Here is a 17,728-nt window from a genome sequence, read left to right as displayed (position 1 = left end):
AACCGTGGACTGGCAGCAACTGCTTGTAATCGAGCCCTTCACGTGGCCAGCCATTGGCACCGCGCTGCTGTGCGGCACTTTGGTGGGCTTTGAACGGCAGATGCGCGGCAAGCCGGTGGGGATTCGAACCTCATCCCTTATCACCCTTGGTACCTACCTGTTTATTGTAGGTGCAGCTTCGGTGATGACCGAAGCAACTGACCCTTCGCGGATTATCGGTCAGGTGATTACTGGCATCGGCTTTTTAGGTGCAGGGGTTATGCTGGCGCGCGATGGAGTCGTTGTTGGCGTTACCTCGGCCGCGACTATTTGGGCATTGGCTTCGATCGGCGTAGCGATCGGCCTCGGCCACCTAGAAACCTCGATTAAGTTATCGGTCGTGGTCGTCGGCGTGTTATTCGGCGTCGATTTAATGGAAGACTACTTTCAGTCACTGACCCGAGGCGTGCATAAAAAATACAAGGGCTGGAAAACCAGCTTCCGCCGCGACAAGCAGGGCTAAATGCCCTGCTATTGAATACCGGCTAGGTAGGTATCAATGGTGCGTTCTGCGGCGCGGCCTAGGTCGAAGTAATCGGTATCGAGAAGCCAGTTGTAGAATAAGCCGTCAACCAGGGCAAACAAACCGATAACAAAGGTTCTAGGTTCTACCTCAGCTCGGACACTGCCTTGTTGCTGCGCTAGTTCAACTAGTTTGACGAACTCTTCAATACACTCATTACGACCGCTTAAGTGACGCAGGTGAATCGGCAGCGTGTCTTCAACGTACTCGCATTTATGGCAAAGAATATTTACCAGCGCTTGCATGTGCGGGTCGTGTTGAACTTGATGCACAACATGTAAAGAGCGCTCGCGCAGTTGACGCAACGGTTCGTCGGGTAATTGGGCACGCAACTCATCACGCATTTCGTCGACCGGTAAACTAACTCGCTCCATAAGAGCGTAGATAAGATCGAGCTTGTTTTCGAAATGATGATAGATGGCACCGCGAGTAACGCCCGCAGCCTCTGCAACTTGCATCATCGATGTGTTGGATACCCCGCGCTCACTGAACAAACGTTCAGCTGCGTCAAGCAACTCATTTTTGGTTGTAAGGGCATCTGCTTTGGTACGTCGAACCACATTTCACCTCAAGTTAGACAACTGCCAAAGATTATACAGGATATTAATCAAACATTCATGTATGTATGTAAAGTCAGGTTGTAATTGACAGGAAATGACCGCACTTTGTAGATATACTGACAAAAAAGGAGCGCAAACATGAAAAACGAAGTTGATCAAAGATTAGTGCTCGATGCTTATGAGAAAATCCATGAGCATGGTAAAGCGGAACAAGGCAAGCATACCCTTGAGGGGATAACGGCCTACACTGACCACGACGGTTACACTGTGTTCTTAGAGGGGCACAATGTGCAAATGCGTCTGGAGTTCCATAATAAGTACCATTTTGACTACAGCAGCGAACGCGACTTTGATATGTTCATGCGCAAGCTTGAACAAATCAGTCGTGATTACCACAAACCGGGCCGTGAAGATCCTGAAGAAACGCATCGATAAACGAATAAGAGAGTCGGAGTAGAGTGAAGTGAGTAAACCGAAGGCTTACAGCATCGCTGAAGAAGTCGCACACGCAGTAACACATGGTATTGGCGCGATCGCCAGTATCGTGGGTCTCGTGGTGATGTTGGTATGGGCGGTGGCCTACGGTGATGTTTGGCATGTGGTCAGCGCGAGCATCTATGGTGCCAGCCTGATCATATTGTATTTGGCTTCAACGTTTTATCACGCATTTCCGTGGCCACGGGTGAAAAACTTCTTCCAGCAAATGGACCATGCGGCCATTTATTTACTTATTGCCGGTACGTATACGCCATTCGCCTTGGTGAACCTGCGTGGCCCTTGGGGCTGGGCGCTGTTAGGCATCGTTTGGAGTATTGCGATTATCGGCGTGATACTTGAGCTGGCCATCGAAGACCGCAAGAAGTGGCTCTCGCTAACACTCTACTTGGGCTTGGGTTGGATGGCTGTGATTGCGATAAAGCCAATGCTGACATTTGTCGACAGTGGTGGACTATTGCTGCTATTAGCCGGAGGATTGGCTTACAGCTTGGGCGTCATTTTCTACGTCTGGAAATCGTTAAGATTTCATCACGCCATTTGGCATATGTTTGTTCTAGCCGGCAGTGTGCTGCACTTTTTCTCTATCTTTTACTACGTACTGCCTCACCCCGACATGGTGTAATTCATGCTAGTGCCAGTGAACCTTAAAATTCGTTGGTTCGTGATTTATGCAGGCTTCGGCCTGCTCCTTTCGATTATTATCACCGCTATCGTAACGCAGGCGGCCACCCGACAGATTCAGCAACAAGTGGGTTTGAGTTTAGCCAACGTCGCGCAACAAGTGAGTTATCAACTTGAACGCGGCATGATTGAACGACTGCGTGACATGCAAACTGCGTCAAGGCTGATGTCGCGTCCACAAACTGAACAACAACAAGAGCAGCTGTCACGCTTAGTAGAGGCCGTGTTCGAAAGTTATGACGCCTATGCATGGATCGGGGTAACGGACACCAATGGGCGTGTGATAGTAAGTGCAAAAGACGTTTTGGAAGGTGCAGATGTAAGTAGGCGGCCTTGGTTCGAGCAAGCGTTACAGCAGCCGTACTACATCGGCGATGTACATGGTGCGTTGCTATTAGAAAAAATTCTCAATCCAGAGGGCAATGAACCCTTACGCTTCGTTGATGTATCAGTTCCTTTGCAGACCGCCGACGGTCAAATATGGGGTGTTTTGGGCAGTCACTTAAACTGGCAATGGGCGGAACAGGTGGAGCGGCAGGCAATGGCGAGTTTGCAGTCACTACCGGGGACCGACATATTGCTCGTTAGCTCTGAAAACCAGATCTTGCTGGGGCCCGACAATCTGCAAGAGCAGCCGTTAGCAACACAACTTAATCCGCAGGTCACCGCACGCGGTTGGGACGTACAACAGTGGATTGATGGTAATCAATACCTAGTTGGCTACGCGAAAATAAAAAGTAGCTCCGATTATCGCGGACCGGAATGGCAGATCATTGTCCGTCAACCTATTGAACTCGCGTTGCAGCCGGTCTCCGAGTTACGCTGGCAAGCGGCCTGGATTGGCCTTGCTGTCGCACTCACTTTTGCCTTAGTCGGCTGGATAAGTGCGGGACGCATCGCACGGCCCTTTGCTGATCTCAACCTGCGCCTCGAGCAAGAGGTGAAGGAGCGCACTGAGCAGTTGCGCGAGAAGAACAAAGCCCTGCAAAAGCTCGCGACAACTGACAGCCTTACCGGACTGCTGAATCGTCGTGCATTGTTTACCCAAGCAGAAAAATTACAGGCGCAAGCTAAACGTCATGGTCAAGCATTGGCCGTGGTCATGCTGGATCTCGATCACTTTAAGCAGGTGAACGACCGTTATGGCCATGCCATGGGCGACGAAGTCTTGGTTGCTTTGGCGGATGAAGTACGGCGTCAATTCCGTGATACCGATATTTGCGCACGCACCGGCGGTGAGGAATTTACCTTGATTCTTGATGGCAGCTCTGCGGCCGATGCGGCGGCTAAGCTCGAGCAACTCTCAAGCGCATTTAAGTCTAAGCAATTCACCAGTGGTGATGAGCAATTTAGCGTTTCGCTTAGCGCAGGTGTGATTGCTTGGGACCCAGAGCATAGCCTCGATAAGGCGCTAGATGCCGCTGATAAATTGCTATATCAAGCCAAACAAAAAGGCCGCGACTGTGTGGTCGCGGCCTCTGATACTTCTGCGAGTTAAGCAATACTTAACCGTCTTTACTACGACTCGCGCGCTTACGTTCAGTCTCAGTAAGCAAACGCTTACGAATACGGATCGACTTCGGCGTGATTTCCACGAGCTCGTCGTCATCGATAAACTCAAGCGCTTGCTCAAGTGTCAAGCGGATCGGCGGTGACAGGGTCAACGCATCATCGGTACCTGAGGCACGTACGTTGGTCAGCTGCTTACCTTTCAAACAGTTAACAGTTAGGTCGTTGCCACGGTTGTGCACACCAATAATCTGGCCTTCGTATACTTCATCACCGTGTGAAGCCATCAACTTACCACGCTCTTGCAGGTTGAATAGCGCGTAGGTTAACGCTTTACCGGTCGCATTTGAAATCAATACACCGTTCATACGCTGGCCGATTTTACCGCCTTTGTGTGGGCCGTAATGGTCAAAGGTTTTGTACATTAAGCCAGAACCTGAAGTCAGCGTCATAAACTCGGTTTGGAAACCAATCAAACCACGGCTTGGCACCATGAAGTCAACACGCACACGGCCTTTGCCATCTGGGGTCATGTTGGTCATCTCGGCTTTACGTAAGCCGAGCTTTTCCATGACCGCACCTTGGTGCTGTTCTTCGATGTCTACCGTCAAGTTTTCAAACGGTTCTTCCTTCACGCCGTCAACTTCGCGGATAATAACTTCAGGGCGTGATACGGCAAGTTCAAAGCCTTCGCGACGCATGTTCTCGATCAATACGCCCAAGTGCAATTCACCGCGACCCGACACGCGGAAGCGGTCAGGGTTGTCGGTTTCTTCAACGCGCAACGCAACGTTGTGCTTAAGCTCTTGTTGTAAACGCTCAAGGATCTGACGCGAGGTTACGAACTTACCTTCTTTACCGGCAAACGGTGAGGTGTTGACCTGGAAGGTCATGGTTACCGTAGGTTCGTCAACGCTCAGTGCTGGCAACGCCTCAACGTGACCGGCAGCACAGATGGTGTCAGAAATTTTCAATTCACCTAGGCCAGTGAAGGCAACGATGTCTCCGGCGCTGGCTTGGTCGGTTTCGATACGCTCAAGACCAAGGTAGCCAAAGATTTGGCCAACTTTGCCGTTTCGTTGCGAGCCATCCGCACCAATAATTGAAACCTGCTGGTTCAGCTTCAAGGTACCGCGTTTGATACGACCGATACCGATAATACCCAAGTAGCTTGAGTAGTCGAGTTGCGAGACCTGCATTTGCAGAGGACCATCGCGGTCGGCGTCAGGCGCAGAAACACGCTCAAGGATGGTGTCGAACAATGGCGTCATGTCTTCGCTCGGCGCATCAGGGTCAAGAGTCGCAAAACCGTTCAAAGCTGAAGCGTAAACAATCGGGAAGTCCAGCTGCTCGTCGGTTGCGCCAAGGTTATCGAACAAATCAAAAACTTGGTCCACGACCCAATCAGGACGGGCGCCTGGGCGGTCAATTTTGTTTACCACGACAATCGGCTTAAGGCCGTGATTAAAAGCTTTTTGGGTAACGAAGCGCGTTTGCGGCATCGGGCCGTCAACTGCGTCTACGACCAACAAAACTGAGTCGGCCATCGACAATACACGCTCAACCTCACCACCGAAATCGGCGTGTCCTGGGGTATCCAAGATGTTGATACGGTAGTCTTTGTAGTTAACCGCGGTATTTTTAGCCAAAATGGTAATGCCACGCTCTTTTTCAAGATCGTTGCTATCCATAATACGCTCTTCTGCGCCACCACGGCTTTCGAGCGTGCCAGACTGCTGTAACAGCTTGTCGACAAGGGTCGTTTTGCCATGGTCAACGTGCGCAATAATGGCAATATTGCGTAATTTGGAAAGTTCGGTTGCTTGAATAGTCATTAATAAAGCCTGTAAAAACGCGAGATGAAACTTTTTGAGAAGTGATCGCCGCGGACGGTTTCCCGCCATTGGTTAAAATAGCGGCGTATTATACGCAGTCACCCTAGCAGACGCCAGTTATTTTACCAACCGCTTGAGCAACTGTTCGATTGGCATGGGATGTGCGAAGAAAAAGCCTTGTACGCGTTCAACCCCAAGTTGGGTGAAGATATTGAGTTGTACCTCGTCCTCGATACCTTCGACGATGACACGTTTTTGCAAGTGAAGACAGAGTTCGATTATCTTCTGCACCACGGCGAACAGCTCTGGATCGTCAGCGATGCCATGCGTGAAAACACGATCGATCTTGATGATATCGGCCGGTAAGCGGTTGAGATAGGAAAGACTCGAAAAGCCGGTGCCAAAGTCATCAATGGCGACATGACACCCCATGTCGCGTAATTGCTGCAAGGCTGCGATGGTCGACATGGTTTCACCAGCAAACACACCCTCGGTCAGTTCTAAAGTAAGGTTGCGCGCCGCAACCTGATGAAAAGCGAGACGTTCCGCGAGGAATTTAGGGAAGTTGTAACGCTGCAATTGTTGCGCAGATACGTTGACCGTAACTTTGATATTTTGCAATTGCGGATAACGTCGAATATCCGCCAAGACCATATCTAAAACTTGTTCGCCAAGTGGGATGATTTGTCCGGTGTTTTCGGCAATCTTGATGAATTCCCCAGGTGAAACAAATTCACCATCCAAATTCCAACGCACCAGACTTTCCACACCGGTAATGGTGTGATTGGCCGTATTGAAAATGGGTTGATAGTAGACTTCAAAGTCTTTCCTATCGAGAGCAATCTGCAAGGCGTTACGCAGTCGGACCTGTTGCTGGTAGTCACGTGCCATAGCTTGCATGAAGTGTTGCGTAAGATTACCACCAATTCGTTTGGCTTGGCTCATAGCAATTTCGGCATGCTGAATTAACTGCAACGCTTCAATTGGCAGTTCTTCGTTGTTGGCGTTGCCGATACTCGCGGAAAGATGAATATCGATACCATCGATTTCATAGGGTTTGCGAACGGCTTGCAAAATACAGTCAGCACATTCGTTTGCACTATTTTCTTGGTTAGGCTCAAAATAAACCAAGAATTCGTCACCGCTAAAACGCGCAAGAACCGAGTTGGCAGGTGCACAGCGCTCAATCCGCCGCGCCGTTTCATAAAGTACTTTGTCGCCCAAGGTATGGCCGATGCTATCGTTTATGGGCTTAAAACCGTCCAAGTTAATAAAGAGCATGCTGCGCAGTTTGCGCAGCGCGATGCGATCGCGCTCGGCGAGAATTGTATTGAAGGCGTCGCGTCGCAAAAAGCCAGTAATATCATCGTGTTTTGCTAGGTAAGCGAGCTCATGCTGACGTTTTGCGGCGCGCTGTGAGTTGTCTTCAGCCAAAATGTAGATAAATACAAAAGCAAAAGTTAACCACAGCAACAGTTGGTCTAATTGCGCACTGTTTTGGATCTCTGAATAGTCCCGCAATACGCTATGAAAATTCATCTCGGCCGATCCAGCAATCGCTGCTGAACTCGTAATGAAGTGAGGTGCCTGCCGCATCAGCTCTGCAAGCGATAGCGTACCGGACGCTGAACCTTGCATCGAAATTAGCAATTGCGGACTAAATTCCAAGTAAGTTTCCATGCTATCGAAATAGCTCAAATACTGGGTCGCAATGACTTTATTTACATCAAGTAGGGTCAGTAACTGACGGGGTTCACCACTGGGTGTGTTAAACGGCGTCGAAATAATAAAAATGGGATCTGCAGTGGCCAACGATGCGCCATGAATGACTAAACGAATATCCTGTTCGGCCGCGGCAAGCCAATCCGAAAAGCGGTCCGATTTGAGCATGTCTGCAGCGAGAAATTCAGTCGCATAGCCGTTACTCAAGAGTACGTTTTGCTGTCCGTCATACAGAATAAAACCCCGGACAATTGGGTTATTTGCCTCGAAGTTCGTGGTGTCGAGCTCAATCAAGCGTGCCAACGTCGCTTCGTCTTGTGCGGTGGTAAAACGCTGTTGCATCTGCTTGGCGATATTGCTTTGCGTTTCTAAGGTGGCGTCGATCATCTGGGCGATGAGGTCGATTTTAGTTTCGGCTTTTTCACTTTGGCTGCGCAGTTCATTCAAGTTCAGTGTGTACCAAATACTCACACCGATGATAGTCATCACAATGATGATAACTTGCGAACGCAAGGCCGGCCGATAGTTGTCATTGTAGGTGTGCATAAGCACGCCTAATGCTATCGCCCCGAGACTGACCAGCACGGAAATTAAACTCAGGGCAATAAAGTTGGCTTGGTTGATAGCTAAGGCATTGTCGCTGAAGAGGCCCCAAACGGAGGCTTGAATAAAGAAGAAAATGAGGCTTGAGCAGGCAATACAAAAGCGCCAGACGGCACGCCCCAGCTTACTGTCGGGTTTGACGAAAAATAATAGGGCTGTACCGCACAGCAGTACCGCGACATAGGACAGCGGGAGTGCGATTAAGCGCACGTTGCCCTCAAACTCAATCAACCAGGCTACCGTGCCAAGTACCGCTAGCAAGCTGAGCCCCGAAAGCCAACAGCACCATTTAGAACGATACAACAAGCCATAAAGACCAATGCCAACAATCAAAGCTGAGTAAACAAGCGACTGAGGGACGACTGCCATAAGCAGTTCATTTTGGTAGAGAGCAAGCTCAATTGCGCCTACGACTCCAGTGACCACAAATAAGGTGGCAACGGAGACGACAAACTTTCGCGCAGCGCTGGAGCTTACTCGATAGAACATAGCATCATTCTTCTTTGGCTATGAATCAAACTTGCATGACTTTGTATGGGTGCAATAAGAATGATTATTAGTAGATTTTAGGCCAGCATACCTAGTTTTTGCATTGGTGTGGATAGGTTTTGCTAATTTTTTTGGAGGTTGTACCAGCCTAGACTTTTAATTTAGAAAAGTCTAAAATAAGCGCAATCTAAACTATTAGCTATGCTCACTATTTTGAGGAACGAATAATGACATTACGACAAGGCGTGATCGGCGTGCTAGCTCTGGCCGTGGGTGGCTTGTACCTTCTACCCTTTACGAGCAGTGCAGCCACCATAGCAGCTGAACAGAAAAGCTTGGCTGACTTAGTCCAGCTCCAAGGTATCGTGGAGGCAACTAACGCAGCTACCGTGTCGGCACAAGTGTCAGGGCGCGTGGAGCGCGTGCTGGTCGAGGTTGGTGACAAAGTCCCAGCCGGTGCGACTATCGTAACCATTACCTCGGTCGATCAATATCAAGCCTTGACCCAATCGGAGTCGCAGCTAGCGGCCGCCGAAGCGAATTTAACCGCTGCGCAACAAGAGTATGATCGCGTGATTCGTTTGGTTGAGCAAAAACTCGTGCCTGTCGCCGAGCAAGATAGAGTGCAAGCGAACTTAGATAGTGCCAAAGCACAGCAGCGCTCTGCCAAAGCTGCAGTGGCGCGAGCCCAAGAACAGTTGTCGTACACCGAAGTAAAAGCGCCTTACGGCGGTGTGGTAAGCGCACGCTTGGTTGAACCCGGCGAGCTAGTGCAGCCAGGCACACCTTTGATGAGCGGTTTTGAACCCGCCGAATTACGTATTCATGTCGACCTGCCAGCGCGCTATGCAGCCGCAGCTCAGCGTTTTGCATGGGCGCGAGTCGCAGGTATTGAGCCAAGCAAATTTTTAATTTTCCCAACCGCCGACCAGCAAACGGGCACCCAGCGTCTGCGTTTGAACCTTCCGGCCGATACCGGCTTCTTACCGGGGCAATGGCAAACCGTTAGCGTAAAAGTGGGTGAACACGACGGTGTCGTGATTCCTGCAGCCGCAGTCTACCGCCAAGGTGAATTAACCTTAGTCAAACTGGCGGATCAGAGCTGGCGCGCAATCCGCTTAGGTGGCCGTTATGGCGACAACGTTGAAGTTGTTAGCGGCTTAGATGCTGGCGAGGTGGTCAGCTATGGCGAATAAGATGGGGATTGCAGGGCGTTTAGCAGCGTGGGGCGAGCGTTCGCAAATAACGCCGTTGCTTGCCCTGTTCGGTTTAATGCTGGGCCTTATGGCGGCGATGATCACGCCGCGCGAAGAAGAGCCACAAATCGATGTGACCATGGCGGATGTTATGGTGGCGTTTCCTGGCGCGCGCGCCGAGCAAGTAGAGCAACAACTGGCGACGCCACTGGAGCAGCATTTTGCCCGCATGCAGGGTATTGAGCACATTTATTCGGTGTCGCAGCCCGGGCAAGCACTGATTACCGTTCAGTTCGAAGTCGGCGTGCCGCGCGACAAGGCGTTAGTAGAGTTATTTGATACCCTTGCTTCGTGGCAGCAACAACACCCGCAGACCAGCCAACCGCTGGTCAAAGCGCGTGGTATCGATGATGTGCCGATTTTAGGCTTAACCCTGACCTCGACCGAGTTGGATTTAAAGGCAGTCGCAGATACCTTGCGCGCGCCGTTGCAAAACGTCGCGGGTGTACGTGATGTCGAAGTGATTGGCGCTGAGCCCGAACAAATCGGCGTGACCTTGGATAGCACCGCATTAGAGCAGGTTGGCCTCGATTTTAACCGTGTCGCACAAGCGCTACAGAGTCAAAATGCCAGTGCGCAAGCCGGTTACCGTTTGCAACAAGGCCAACAGCTAGCGATTCAGGCGGGTGGCTTTATCGACAGCGAGCAGCAGTTGCGTGAGCTCGTGGTTGCGGTCGTCAATGGCCGTCCCGTGCGTTTGGAGCAGGTAGCGACCATTAGCTCCGGCGCAAACAAGGCATCGCGCTACGTCTGGTCACGCGAAAAGAATGGTAGCGTTGCGCCGGCAGTAACCATGACGGTTACCAAGAAAGCTGGCGAAAATGCGGTGGATGTTGCCGCCCGCGTACTTGAGCGGTTAGCGACCCTCGAGGCACAGTGGTTGCCACCGGCCTTAGACGTCGAAGTGACTCGCAACTACGGGCAAACCGCCGACGCTAAAGCTTCAAAACTCATTCAGAAACTCATTTTTGCGACCATTTCGGTGGTGGCGCTGGTCTTGTTCACGCTTGGCAAACGCGAAGCTGTGGTGGTTGGTAGCGCCGTGGTGCTGACCCTCGCGACCACCTTGTTTGCTTCGTGGGCCTGGGGCTTTACCCTCAACCGTGTGTCGTTGTTCGCACTGATCTTCTCGATTGGTATTTTGGTCGATGACGCCATAGTCGTGGTAGAAAACATTCACCGCCATTTAGGTATGGGCAAGTCGCTGAAAGAAGCGATTCCGCCGGCTGTGGATGAAGTCGGTGGGCCGACCATTTTGGCCACCTTTACCGTGATCGCCGCACTGTTGCCGATGGCGTTCGTCAGTGGACTGATGGGGCCTTACATGAGCCCGATCCCGATCAATGCCTCGATGGGTATGCTGTTGTCGTTGATCATTGCCTTGACGGTAACACCATGGCTGGCGCGGCACTTGCTGAAAGATTCAGGTCACTACGACGAGGGCGGCGAGCAAAAAGATGGCCGTCTGCAGCGCTTATTCGAGCGCGTCATGCGGCCCTTACTTGAGAGTCGCAAGAAACGTTATTTCATGGGCTTCGGCTTGATCGTTTTGATTGTCGCCATGCTCGGTCTTGCGGTAGTGCAAGCGGTGGTGATGAAGATGCTGCCGTTTGATGACAAGAGCGAAATCAAGTTGGTGCTGGATATGCCTGAAAACACCAGTCTCGAGCAAACCAACAAAGTCCTTGTGGCGCTTGCGGAAAAACTGGACGAAGTGCCAGAAGTTACTGCCACGCAAATCTACGCTGGCACAGCATCGCCAATTGGTTTCAACGGCTTGGTGCGACAATACTATTTGCGCAGTGCCCCATACCATGGCGATATTCAAGTCACCTTGGCCGACAAAGGGGAGCGTGATCGTGCGAGTCATGAAATCGCCCTAGCGATGCGGCCGTTGTTAACGCCTATTGCCGAAGCAGCAGGTGGTCGTTTGAAAGTGGTCGAAGTACCACCAGGACCGCCGGTGTTGGCACCGATTGTAGCTGAAGTCTACGGGCCCTCAGCGCAAGAGCGTCAAGCGGCGGCACAACAGGTGCTGGCGCAGTTGCAGCAAACTGAGGGCGTGGTCGATAGCGACAGTACCTTGGTTGCTGATGGCGTCGAAGAAATTTGGCAGATCAACAATGCGCGCGCCACGCAGTTGGGCGTGAGTCCGGCGCAAGCTGTGCAAGTTTTGCAAACCGCATTGAGCGGTATGCCGGTGACCTATTTGGCGAGCGTGAATGAGTTACAGCCGATTCCGGTGCAGCTGTTTTTACCAGCGGAGTGGCAGGGCCAGTTAGCACAACTTGAAAGCTTGACCGTGACCAATCAGCAAGGGCAAGCGGTGCCGCTAAGTGCGTTCATCGAGCGGGTCACCGTGCCATTGCAGCAGCCGCGTTACCATAAGGATTTGCGTCCGGTGGTGTATGTGACCGCAGACATGGCCGGCGAGCTTGATTCACCGCTCTATGGTCTATTCGATGCCGCTGCAGATATTGACTTGCCGCAAAGCTACATCACTCAACCAACCGAGTGGGATCAGGCTGCGGTGAAATGGGACGGCGAGTGGCAAATTACCTACGAGACCTTCCGTGATATGGGCTTGGCTTATGCGGTGGGATTGCTGCTGATTTATCTATTGGTAGTTGGTCATTTTGGTAGTTACGGTACGCCGCTGGTGATCATGGCACCGATTCCGCTGACGTTGATCGGTATCATGCCTGGCCATGCGTTGCTGGGTGCGCAGTTCACCGCCACCTCAATGATTGGCATGATCGCCTTGGCGGGTATCATCGTGCGCAACTCGATTCTTCTGGTCGATTTCGTCCGTGAAGCCGTGGCCGCGGGAACGCCGTTGAACGATGCCGTTATCAAAGCTGCCGCCGTGCGTACTCAGCCAATTGTGCTGACCGCAATCGCGGCAATGATGGGCGCGTTCTTCATCTTGGACGATCCGATATTCAACGGCCTCGCGGTCAGCCTTATCTTCGGTATTGCGGTATCGACCATCCTAACTTTAATCGTAATTCCGCTGCTGTATGCGTCATTGCTGAAACGCCGCAGCTAGACCCCGCATTCCACCGTTCGCCCTCTGTGCTAAGTCGCCGACTTATCCACAGAGGGCAGCCCTCTCTGGATAAGTTACGGTTGCACTATCATGGTGCGAAGATATGCACTATAATGGTGCAAAATTCGGCACAAAAGCACCAAAGCAGCCGCAGCAAGCCAGCAAAATCAGATTTATGTGTTATGTGTTTTTGTAAGGTATTGAATTTAATTACTTTGTCAAAAGTTGGCACACAGCTTGCAATTGCTTTCAACGAAGAACAAACAGCGAATAGCAAACAACGCTCTTCGTTTTTGTTTAAACGAACATCGAACATCGAACAACGGAGCAAACCATGTCGACACCACAAGACGTAATGCAATTTATTGAAGAAAACGAAGTAAAATTCGTCGATTTGCGCTTTACCGATACCAAAGGTAAAGAGCAACACGTCACCATCCCGGTGTCGCAGATCAACGAAGACTTCTTTGAAGAAGGCAAAATGTTTGACGGCTCGTCAATCAGCGGCTGGAAAGGTATCAACGAATCAGACATGGTTCTTATGCCTGACTGTTCTTCTATCGTCTTGGACCCATTCTCAAATGTGCAAACCATGAACGTGGTTTGTGACATCCTTGAGCCAGACACCATGCAAGGTTACGACCGTGATCCACGCTCAATTGCGCGTCGCGCCGAAGCTTTCTTGCAAAGCGCGGGTATTGCTGACACCGCATTGTTCGGCCCAGAGCCAGAGTTCTTCTTATTCAACGACGTGCGTTTCCACACCGATATGAGCGGCTCGTTCTACAAAATCGAAGCTGAAGAAGCGAAGTGGAACTCAGGTAAAGAATATGCCGACGGTAACTTAGCACACCGTCCAGGCGTGAAAGGCGGTTATTTCCCAGTGCCACCGGTCGACTCTGCGCACGATATCCGTAGCACCATGTGTGAAGTGATGGAAGACATGGGCCTCGTGGTTGAAGCACACCACCACGAGGTGGCGACTGCTGGCCAAAACGAAGTGGCCACTCGCTTCAATACGTTGACCAAGAAAGCCGACGAAATTCAGGTTTACAAGTATGTCGTGCACAACGTAGCTCATTCTTATGGCATGACGGCAACCTTTATGCCGAAGCCAATCGTTGGCGATAACGGTTCAGGTATGCACGTGCACATGTCACTAGCGAAAGACGGCAAAAACTTGTTTGCCGGTGACCAATACGGTGGTTTGAGCGAAACAGCACTTTACTATATCGGCGGTATCATCAAGCACGCACGCGCCATCAACGCATTCGCCAACCCAGCAACTAACTCGTACAAGCGTTTGGTTCCAGGATTCGAAGCACCGGTCATGTTAGCTTACTCAGCCCGTAACCGTTCAGCGTCGATTCGTATCCCGCTTGTGGCAAGCGCGAAAGCACGTCGCATCGAAGTACGTTTCCCTGACCCAGCAGCGAACCCGTACCTGTGTTTCACTGCCTTGTTGATGGCAGGCCTCGACGGTATCAAAAACAAGATCCATCCTGGCGACGCTATGGACAAAGACTTGTATGACTTGCCGGCGGAAGAAGCTAAAGAGATCCCAACCGTGTGTCACTCGCTGGAAATGGCGTTGGAAGCACTCGATAAAGATCGCGACTTCTTGAAGCAAGGTGACGTAATGACCGACGATATGATCGACGCGTACATTGCGCTGAAACAGAAAGAAGTGATGACTTTGAAGATGACCACGCATCCGATTGAATTTGATCTTTATTATTCGGTCTAATGCTTAGTCATAAAAACTAAAGCACGACAGGAGGCTCATTATGACCCGTACATCGTTAACAGCAGCGCTGCTACTTGGAGTCATGGTGAGCCTTTTTTGTGCGCCCGCCAGCCAGGCTCAGGTTTACAAAAAGGTGCTGGAAGACGGCACTGTGGTGTACACCGATAAAAAAGAAGCTGGCTCCGAAGAAGTTCAAGTCGAGTCCGTGGTAAGCGAGTTTGCGCCGGTCAAACGTGCTGCGACAAGCAGTGAAGACACTGGTGAGAGCGCTGACCAGGCGAGTGAAGATGGCAGTGTTCAAGCGAGTATCGAGATCACCAGTCCGGCTCATGAAGCAACGATTCGTAGCAATGAAGGTATCGTCGATGTGGCTTGGGCGGCACGCACACGCAATGTTGAAGGGCGCTTGAGTTACGAGCTGTGGGTCGACAATCAGTTGGCCTATCAAGGCCCTGCTGCGGGTGTCACCCTGCGCGAACTGAACCGTGGCGAACATCGTTTGCGGGTCAGATTATTTGATGAAAGCGGCAGCGAGCTTGCGGTTTCCGACACCACCGTCATTTTTATCCATCAGGCTTCGATTTATAACCCAGCACTGAATTCAAACGGCGTGAACATAGGTGGCGCGAGTGGCCAGAACTGATTGCACCAAAATGGTGCAACCAGATTTTGATCAGTTGCTCACCGCCATTGTGCAACTCGATGCCCAGTTGCACATTCGCTATATGAACACCGCCGCTGAAACTTTATTAGACGGCAGTCGCAAACGCCTACTGAACACGCCTCTCTTCAGCTTATTTAGTTTTAGCTCGCTTGAGCCCGAAGTGCTGCGCCATGCCCTACGTGATCAACAAAGCGTCTCGGATAGCGATGTCACTTGGATCTTTCACGATGGCCAACGCATTACCATCGAGTTTATCGCGCAGCCGTTGCAAAGCCACAACGGAGAATTCCAGGTGCTGCTAGAGTTGCGCCAAGTCGATCAAATTCGGCGCATTAACCAAGAGAATTCGCAGCAGCAACAATTGCAAGCAGCACACAGTATTGTGCGCGGCTTGGCGCACGAAATTAAAAACCCATTAGGTGGTTTACGCGGCGCTGCACAGCTCCTTGCGAGTGAGCTCAAAGATCAAGAGTTACATGAGTATACCGACCTCATCATCAGTCAGGCGGACCGCCTACGGAACCTCGTGGACCGTATGTTGGGCTCACACGAGTTACCGCAGCGCGAGACGACCAATGTCCATGAAGTTATTGAGCGCGTGATTGCGGTCGCCAAGTTGAGCGCCGCAGCGAACATCGAGTTTATTCGTGATTACGACCCGAGCCTGCCCGAGTTAACAATGGCAGCAGACGCCATTGAACAGGCGATATTGAACGTGGTCATGAACGCTTGCGAGGCACTGCAACAAGGTTCCAATAAGGGCAAGATCTTCTTGCGTACACGGGTGCTGCATCAGCAAACATTGTACGGCCAACGTTACCGCCAATGCGCGGTCATTGAGATCCAAGACAATGGCCCTGGAGTGCCAGAACAACTCAAAGAAACGCTGTTCTACCCGATGGTAAGCGGACGTGCAGGGGGCACTGGCCTCGGACTGGCCATTACCCAAAATGCCGTGCATCAACATGCGGGCAAAGTTGAATTGTTGTCGGAGCCGGGCGATACCCGCTTTTTGCTGTATCTGCCCTATATCGAGACACGCCAAACACAAGTACAGGAGTAAGGCATGGCGAGCGCACAAAGTGAACAACCTGTTTGGCTTTTAGATGACGACAGTTCGATTCGCTGGGTGCTCGAGCGTGCCTTGCAGCGTGCCAACATTCAGAGTCGCAGCTTTGCCGACGCCGCGAGTCTTTATCAAGCGTTAGAGCAACAACAGCCGTTGGTGCTACTGACCGATATTCGCATGCCGGGCGACGACGGGTTGCAAGTGCTCGATTACATGCAAAGCCATTATCCCCAACTGCGCGTGATCGTCATGACCGCTCACTCGGATCTCGATTCTGCGGTCAGTGCCTTTCAAGGCGGGGCCTTTGAGTATTTGGCGAAGCCCTTCGACATGGACGAAGTGGTGCACACCATTAGCCGCGCGTTGCAACTCGAACAAGCTGAGAGCAACAAGCTTGAGGGCGCCGGCGAAGTCTCGGGGATGATAGGTGCCGCTCCAGCCATGCAAGATGTGTTTCGTGCCATCGGTCGGCTCTCGCATTCAAGTGCTACGGTGCTGATCACCGGCGCTTCAGGTACCGGTAAAGAACTCGTTGCACGCGCCCTCCATCAGCACAGCCCCCGCAGCAACAAACCATTTATTGCGTTAAATATGGCGGCGATTCCGGCTGACTTGATCGAGTCAGAGCTATTTGGCCATGAAAAGGGCGCCTTTACTGGCGCCACGCAACGTCGCCGTGGACGGTTTGAGCAAGCTGACGGCGGTACCTTGTTTTTGGATGAGATCGGGGACATGCCGTTGGCGGTGCAAACGCGGTTATTAAGGGTGCTCGCCGAAGGCCAGTTTTACCCCGTCGGCAGCTATGAGCCGGTGCAGGTTAATGTGCGTATCATCGCCGCCACCCATCAGCAGGTCGAACAGCGCGTGCAAGAGAAAGAGTTCCGCGAAGATCTGTTCCATCGCCTGAATGTCATTCGCTTGCAAATTCCTACGCTCGCCGAGCGTCGTAGTGACATACCGCAGTTGGCACAGCACTTTCTGGCCAAGGCGGCCACCGAGCTGAATGCCGAACCCAAGCAACTCACCCCTGCTGCCCTCGCCAAACTCGAGGCAGCGCCATGGCCTGGCAACGTGCGACAGCTCGAAAATACCTGTCGTTGGCTAACCGTGATGGCGCCAGGACGTCGCGTTGACGTTGCCGACCTGCCCCAAGACCTTGAACAAACAGGCACAGCGGAGGCATTGAATTCGCCGCATAACGAGAACTGGCAAGTCGCGTTGCAACGCGAGATCGAACAGCGTTTAGCGAGCAACGAAAGCGAAATTTTAAGTGAGCTGATTAGCACGATAGAGCGTATTGCTGTAGATGCCGCACTGGCAAGTACCAACGGACATAAGCAACGCGCAGCCGAGAAACTCGGTTGGGGGCGAAATACGCTCGCGCGCAAGCTCAAAGAGTTCGTAAAAGATGCGTAAATAGACTATCTATTTAGAGGTGTCTTTACATAATGCTTAGTCTGTAAAGAGCTACAATAACAACACAG

General features: G+C 51.6%; 13 protein-coding genes. 10 read left to right on the top strand and 3 right to left on the bottom strand.

The annotated features are described in order from the left end of the window. Positions 1–4: 4 nt before the first annotated feature. On the top strand, positions 5–502 hold the full coding sequence (locus CWE21_RS11225; protein WP_126834544.1) for an MgtC/SapB family protein: 498 nt from the start codon (positions 5–7) through the stop codon (positions 500–502). An 8-nt stretch (positions 503–510) separates the two neighbouring features. Here the strand turns inward: CWE21_RS11225 and CWE21_RS11220 are convergent, their stop codons facing one another. Then, the gene (locus CWE21_RS11220) at positions 511–1,122 is read right to left on the bottom strand and encodes a TetR family transcriptional regulator (RefSeq protein ID WP_126834543.1); all 612 of its coding nucleotides are present in this window, start codon (positions 1,120–1,122) and stop codon (positions 511–513) included. 138 nt (positions 1,123–1,260) lie between these two features. Here CWE21_RS11220 and CWE21_RS11215 point away from each other — a divergent pair, with 138 nt between their 5' ends. Genes CWE21_RS11215 through CWE21_RS11205 form a run of 3 tightly spaced genes read left to right on the top strand, consistent with a single transcriptional unit; the run spans position 1,261 to position 3,799 of the window. Beyond that, positions 1,261–1,557 (top strand): DUF3081 family protein, encoded by a 297-nt coding sequence (locus CWE21_RS11215; protein ID WP_126834542.1) that lies wholly within the window; start codon positions 1,261–1,263, stop codon positions 1,555–1,557. Between the two features lie 28 nt (positions 1,558–1,585). Further along, positions 1,586–2,242 (top strand): PAQR family membrane homeostasis protein TrhA, encoded by a 657-nt coding sequence (trhA, locus tag CWE21_RS11210; RefSeq protein ID WP_126834541.1) that lies wholly within the window; start codon positions 1,586–1,588, stop codon positions 2,240–2,242. 3 nt (positions 2,243–2,245) lie between these two features. Next, on the top strand, positions 2,246–3,799 hold the full coding sequence (locus tag CWE21_RS11205; protein ID WP_126834540.1) for a sensor domain-containing diguanylate cyclase: 1,554 nt from the start codon (positions 2,246–2,248) through the stop codon (positions 3,797–3,799). A gap of 7 nt (positions 3,800–3,806) precedes the next feature. Here CWE21_RS11205 and typA read toward each other — a convergent pair whose 3' ends face one another. Together typA and CWE21_RS11195 are read right to left on the bottom strand one after the other, a co-directional pair. Next, positions 3,807–5,645 (bottom strand): translational GTPase TypA, encoded by a 1,839-nt coding sequence (typA, locus tag CWE21_RS11200; RefSeq protein ID WP_126834539.1) that lies wholly within the window; start codon positions 5,643–5,645, stop codon positions 3,807–3,809. Positions 5,646–5,762: 117 nt separating this feature from the next. After that, a complete protein-coding gene (locus CWE21_RS11195; RefSeq protein ID WP_126834538.1) occupies positions 5,763–8,459 on the bottom strand; it encodes a putative bifunctional diguanylate cyclase/phosphodiesterase in 2,697 nt (898 codons plus the stop codon). Positions 8,460–8,686: 227 nt separating this feature from the next. Here CWE21_RS11195 and CWE21_RS11190 point away from each other — a divergent pair, with 227 nt between their 5' ends. The 6 genes from CWE21_RS11190 to ntrC all read left to right on the top strand — a co-directional run bounded on the left by CWE21_RS11190 (position 8,687) and on the right by ntrC (position 17,660). Continuing rightward, positions 8,687–9,655, top strand: coding sequence for an efflux RND transporter periplasmic adaptor subunit (locus CWE21_RS11190; RefSeq protein WP_126834537.1), 969 nt, complete (start codon positions 8,687–8,689; stop codon positions 9,653–9,655). Next, a complete protein-coding gene (locus tag CWE21_RS11185) occupies positions 9,645–12,764 on the top strand; it encodes an efflux RND transporter permease subunit (RefSeq protein WP_126834536.1) in 3,120 nt (1,039 codons plus the stop codon). Before CWE21_RS11190 ends, CWE21_RS11185 begins: the two co-directional genes overlap by 11 nt. 334 nt (positions 12,765–13,098) lie before the next feature. Then, on the top strand, positions 13,099–14,511 hold the full coding sequence (gene glnA / locus CWE21_RS11180; protein WP_126834535.1) for a glutamate--ammonia ligase: 1,413 nt from the start codon (positions 13,099–13,101) through the stop codon (positions 14,509–14,511). A gap of 40 nt (positions 14,512–14,551) precedes the next feature. Then, positions 14,552–15,154, top strand: coding sequence for a DUF4124 domain-containing protein (locus CWE21_RS11175; protein WP_126834534.1), 603 nt, complete (start codon positions 14,552–14,554; stop codon positions 15,152–15,154). Continuing rightward, on the top strand, positions 15,141–16,238 hold the full coding sequence (glnL, locus tag CWE21_RS11170) for a nitrogen regulation protein NR(II) (RefSeq protein ID WP_241970287.1): 1,098 nt from the start codon (positions 15,141–15,143) through the stop codon (positions 16,236–16,238). The genes CWE21_RS11175 and glnL overlap by 14 nt, the downstream gene beginning before the upstream one ends. A 3-nt stretch (positions 16,239–16,241) precedes the next feature. After that, complete coding sequence (ntrC, locus tag CWE21_RS11165; protein WP_126834533.1) at positions 16,242–17,660, top strand: nitrogen regulation protein NR(I); 1,419 nt, start codon at positions 16,242–16,244, stop codon at positions 17,658–17,660. Positions 17,661–17,728: the final 68 nt, after the last annotated feature.

Origin of the sequence: Pseudidiomarina aquimaris (assembly GCF_003987395.1) — a bacterium.
GTDB lineage: Bacteria > Pseudomonadota > Gammaproteobacteria > Enterobacterales > Alteromonadaceae > Pseudidiomarina > Pseudidiomarina aquimaris.
This window is presented reverse-complemented; position numbering and strand designations above follow the sequence as displayed.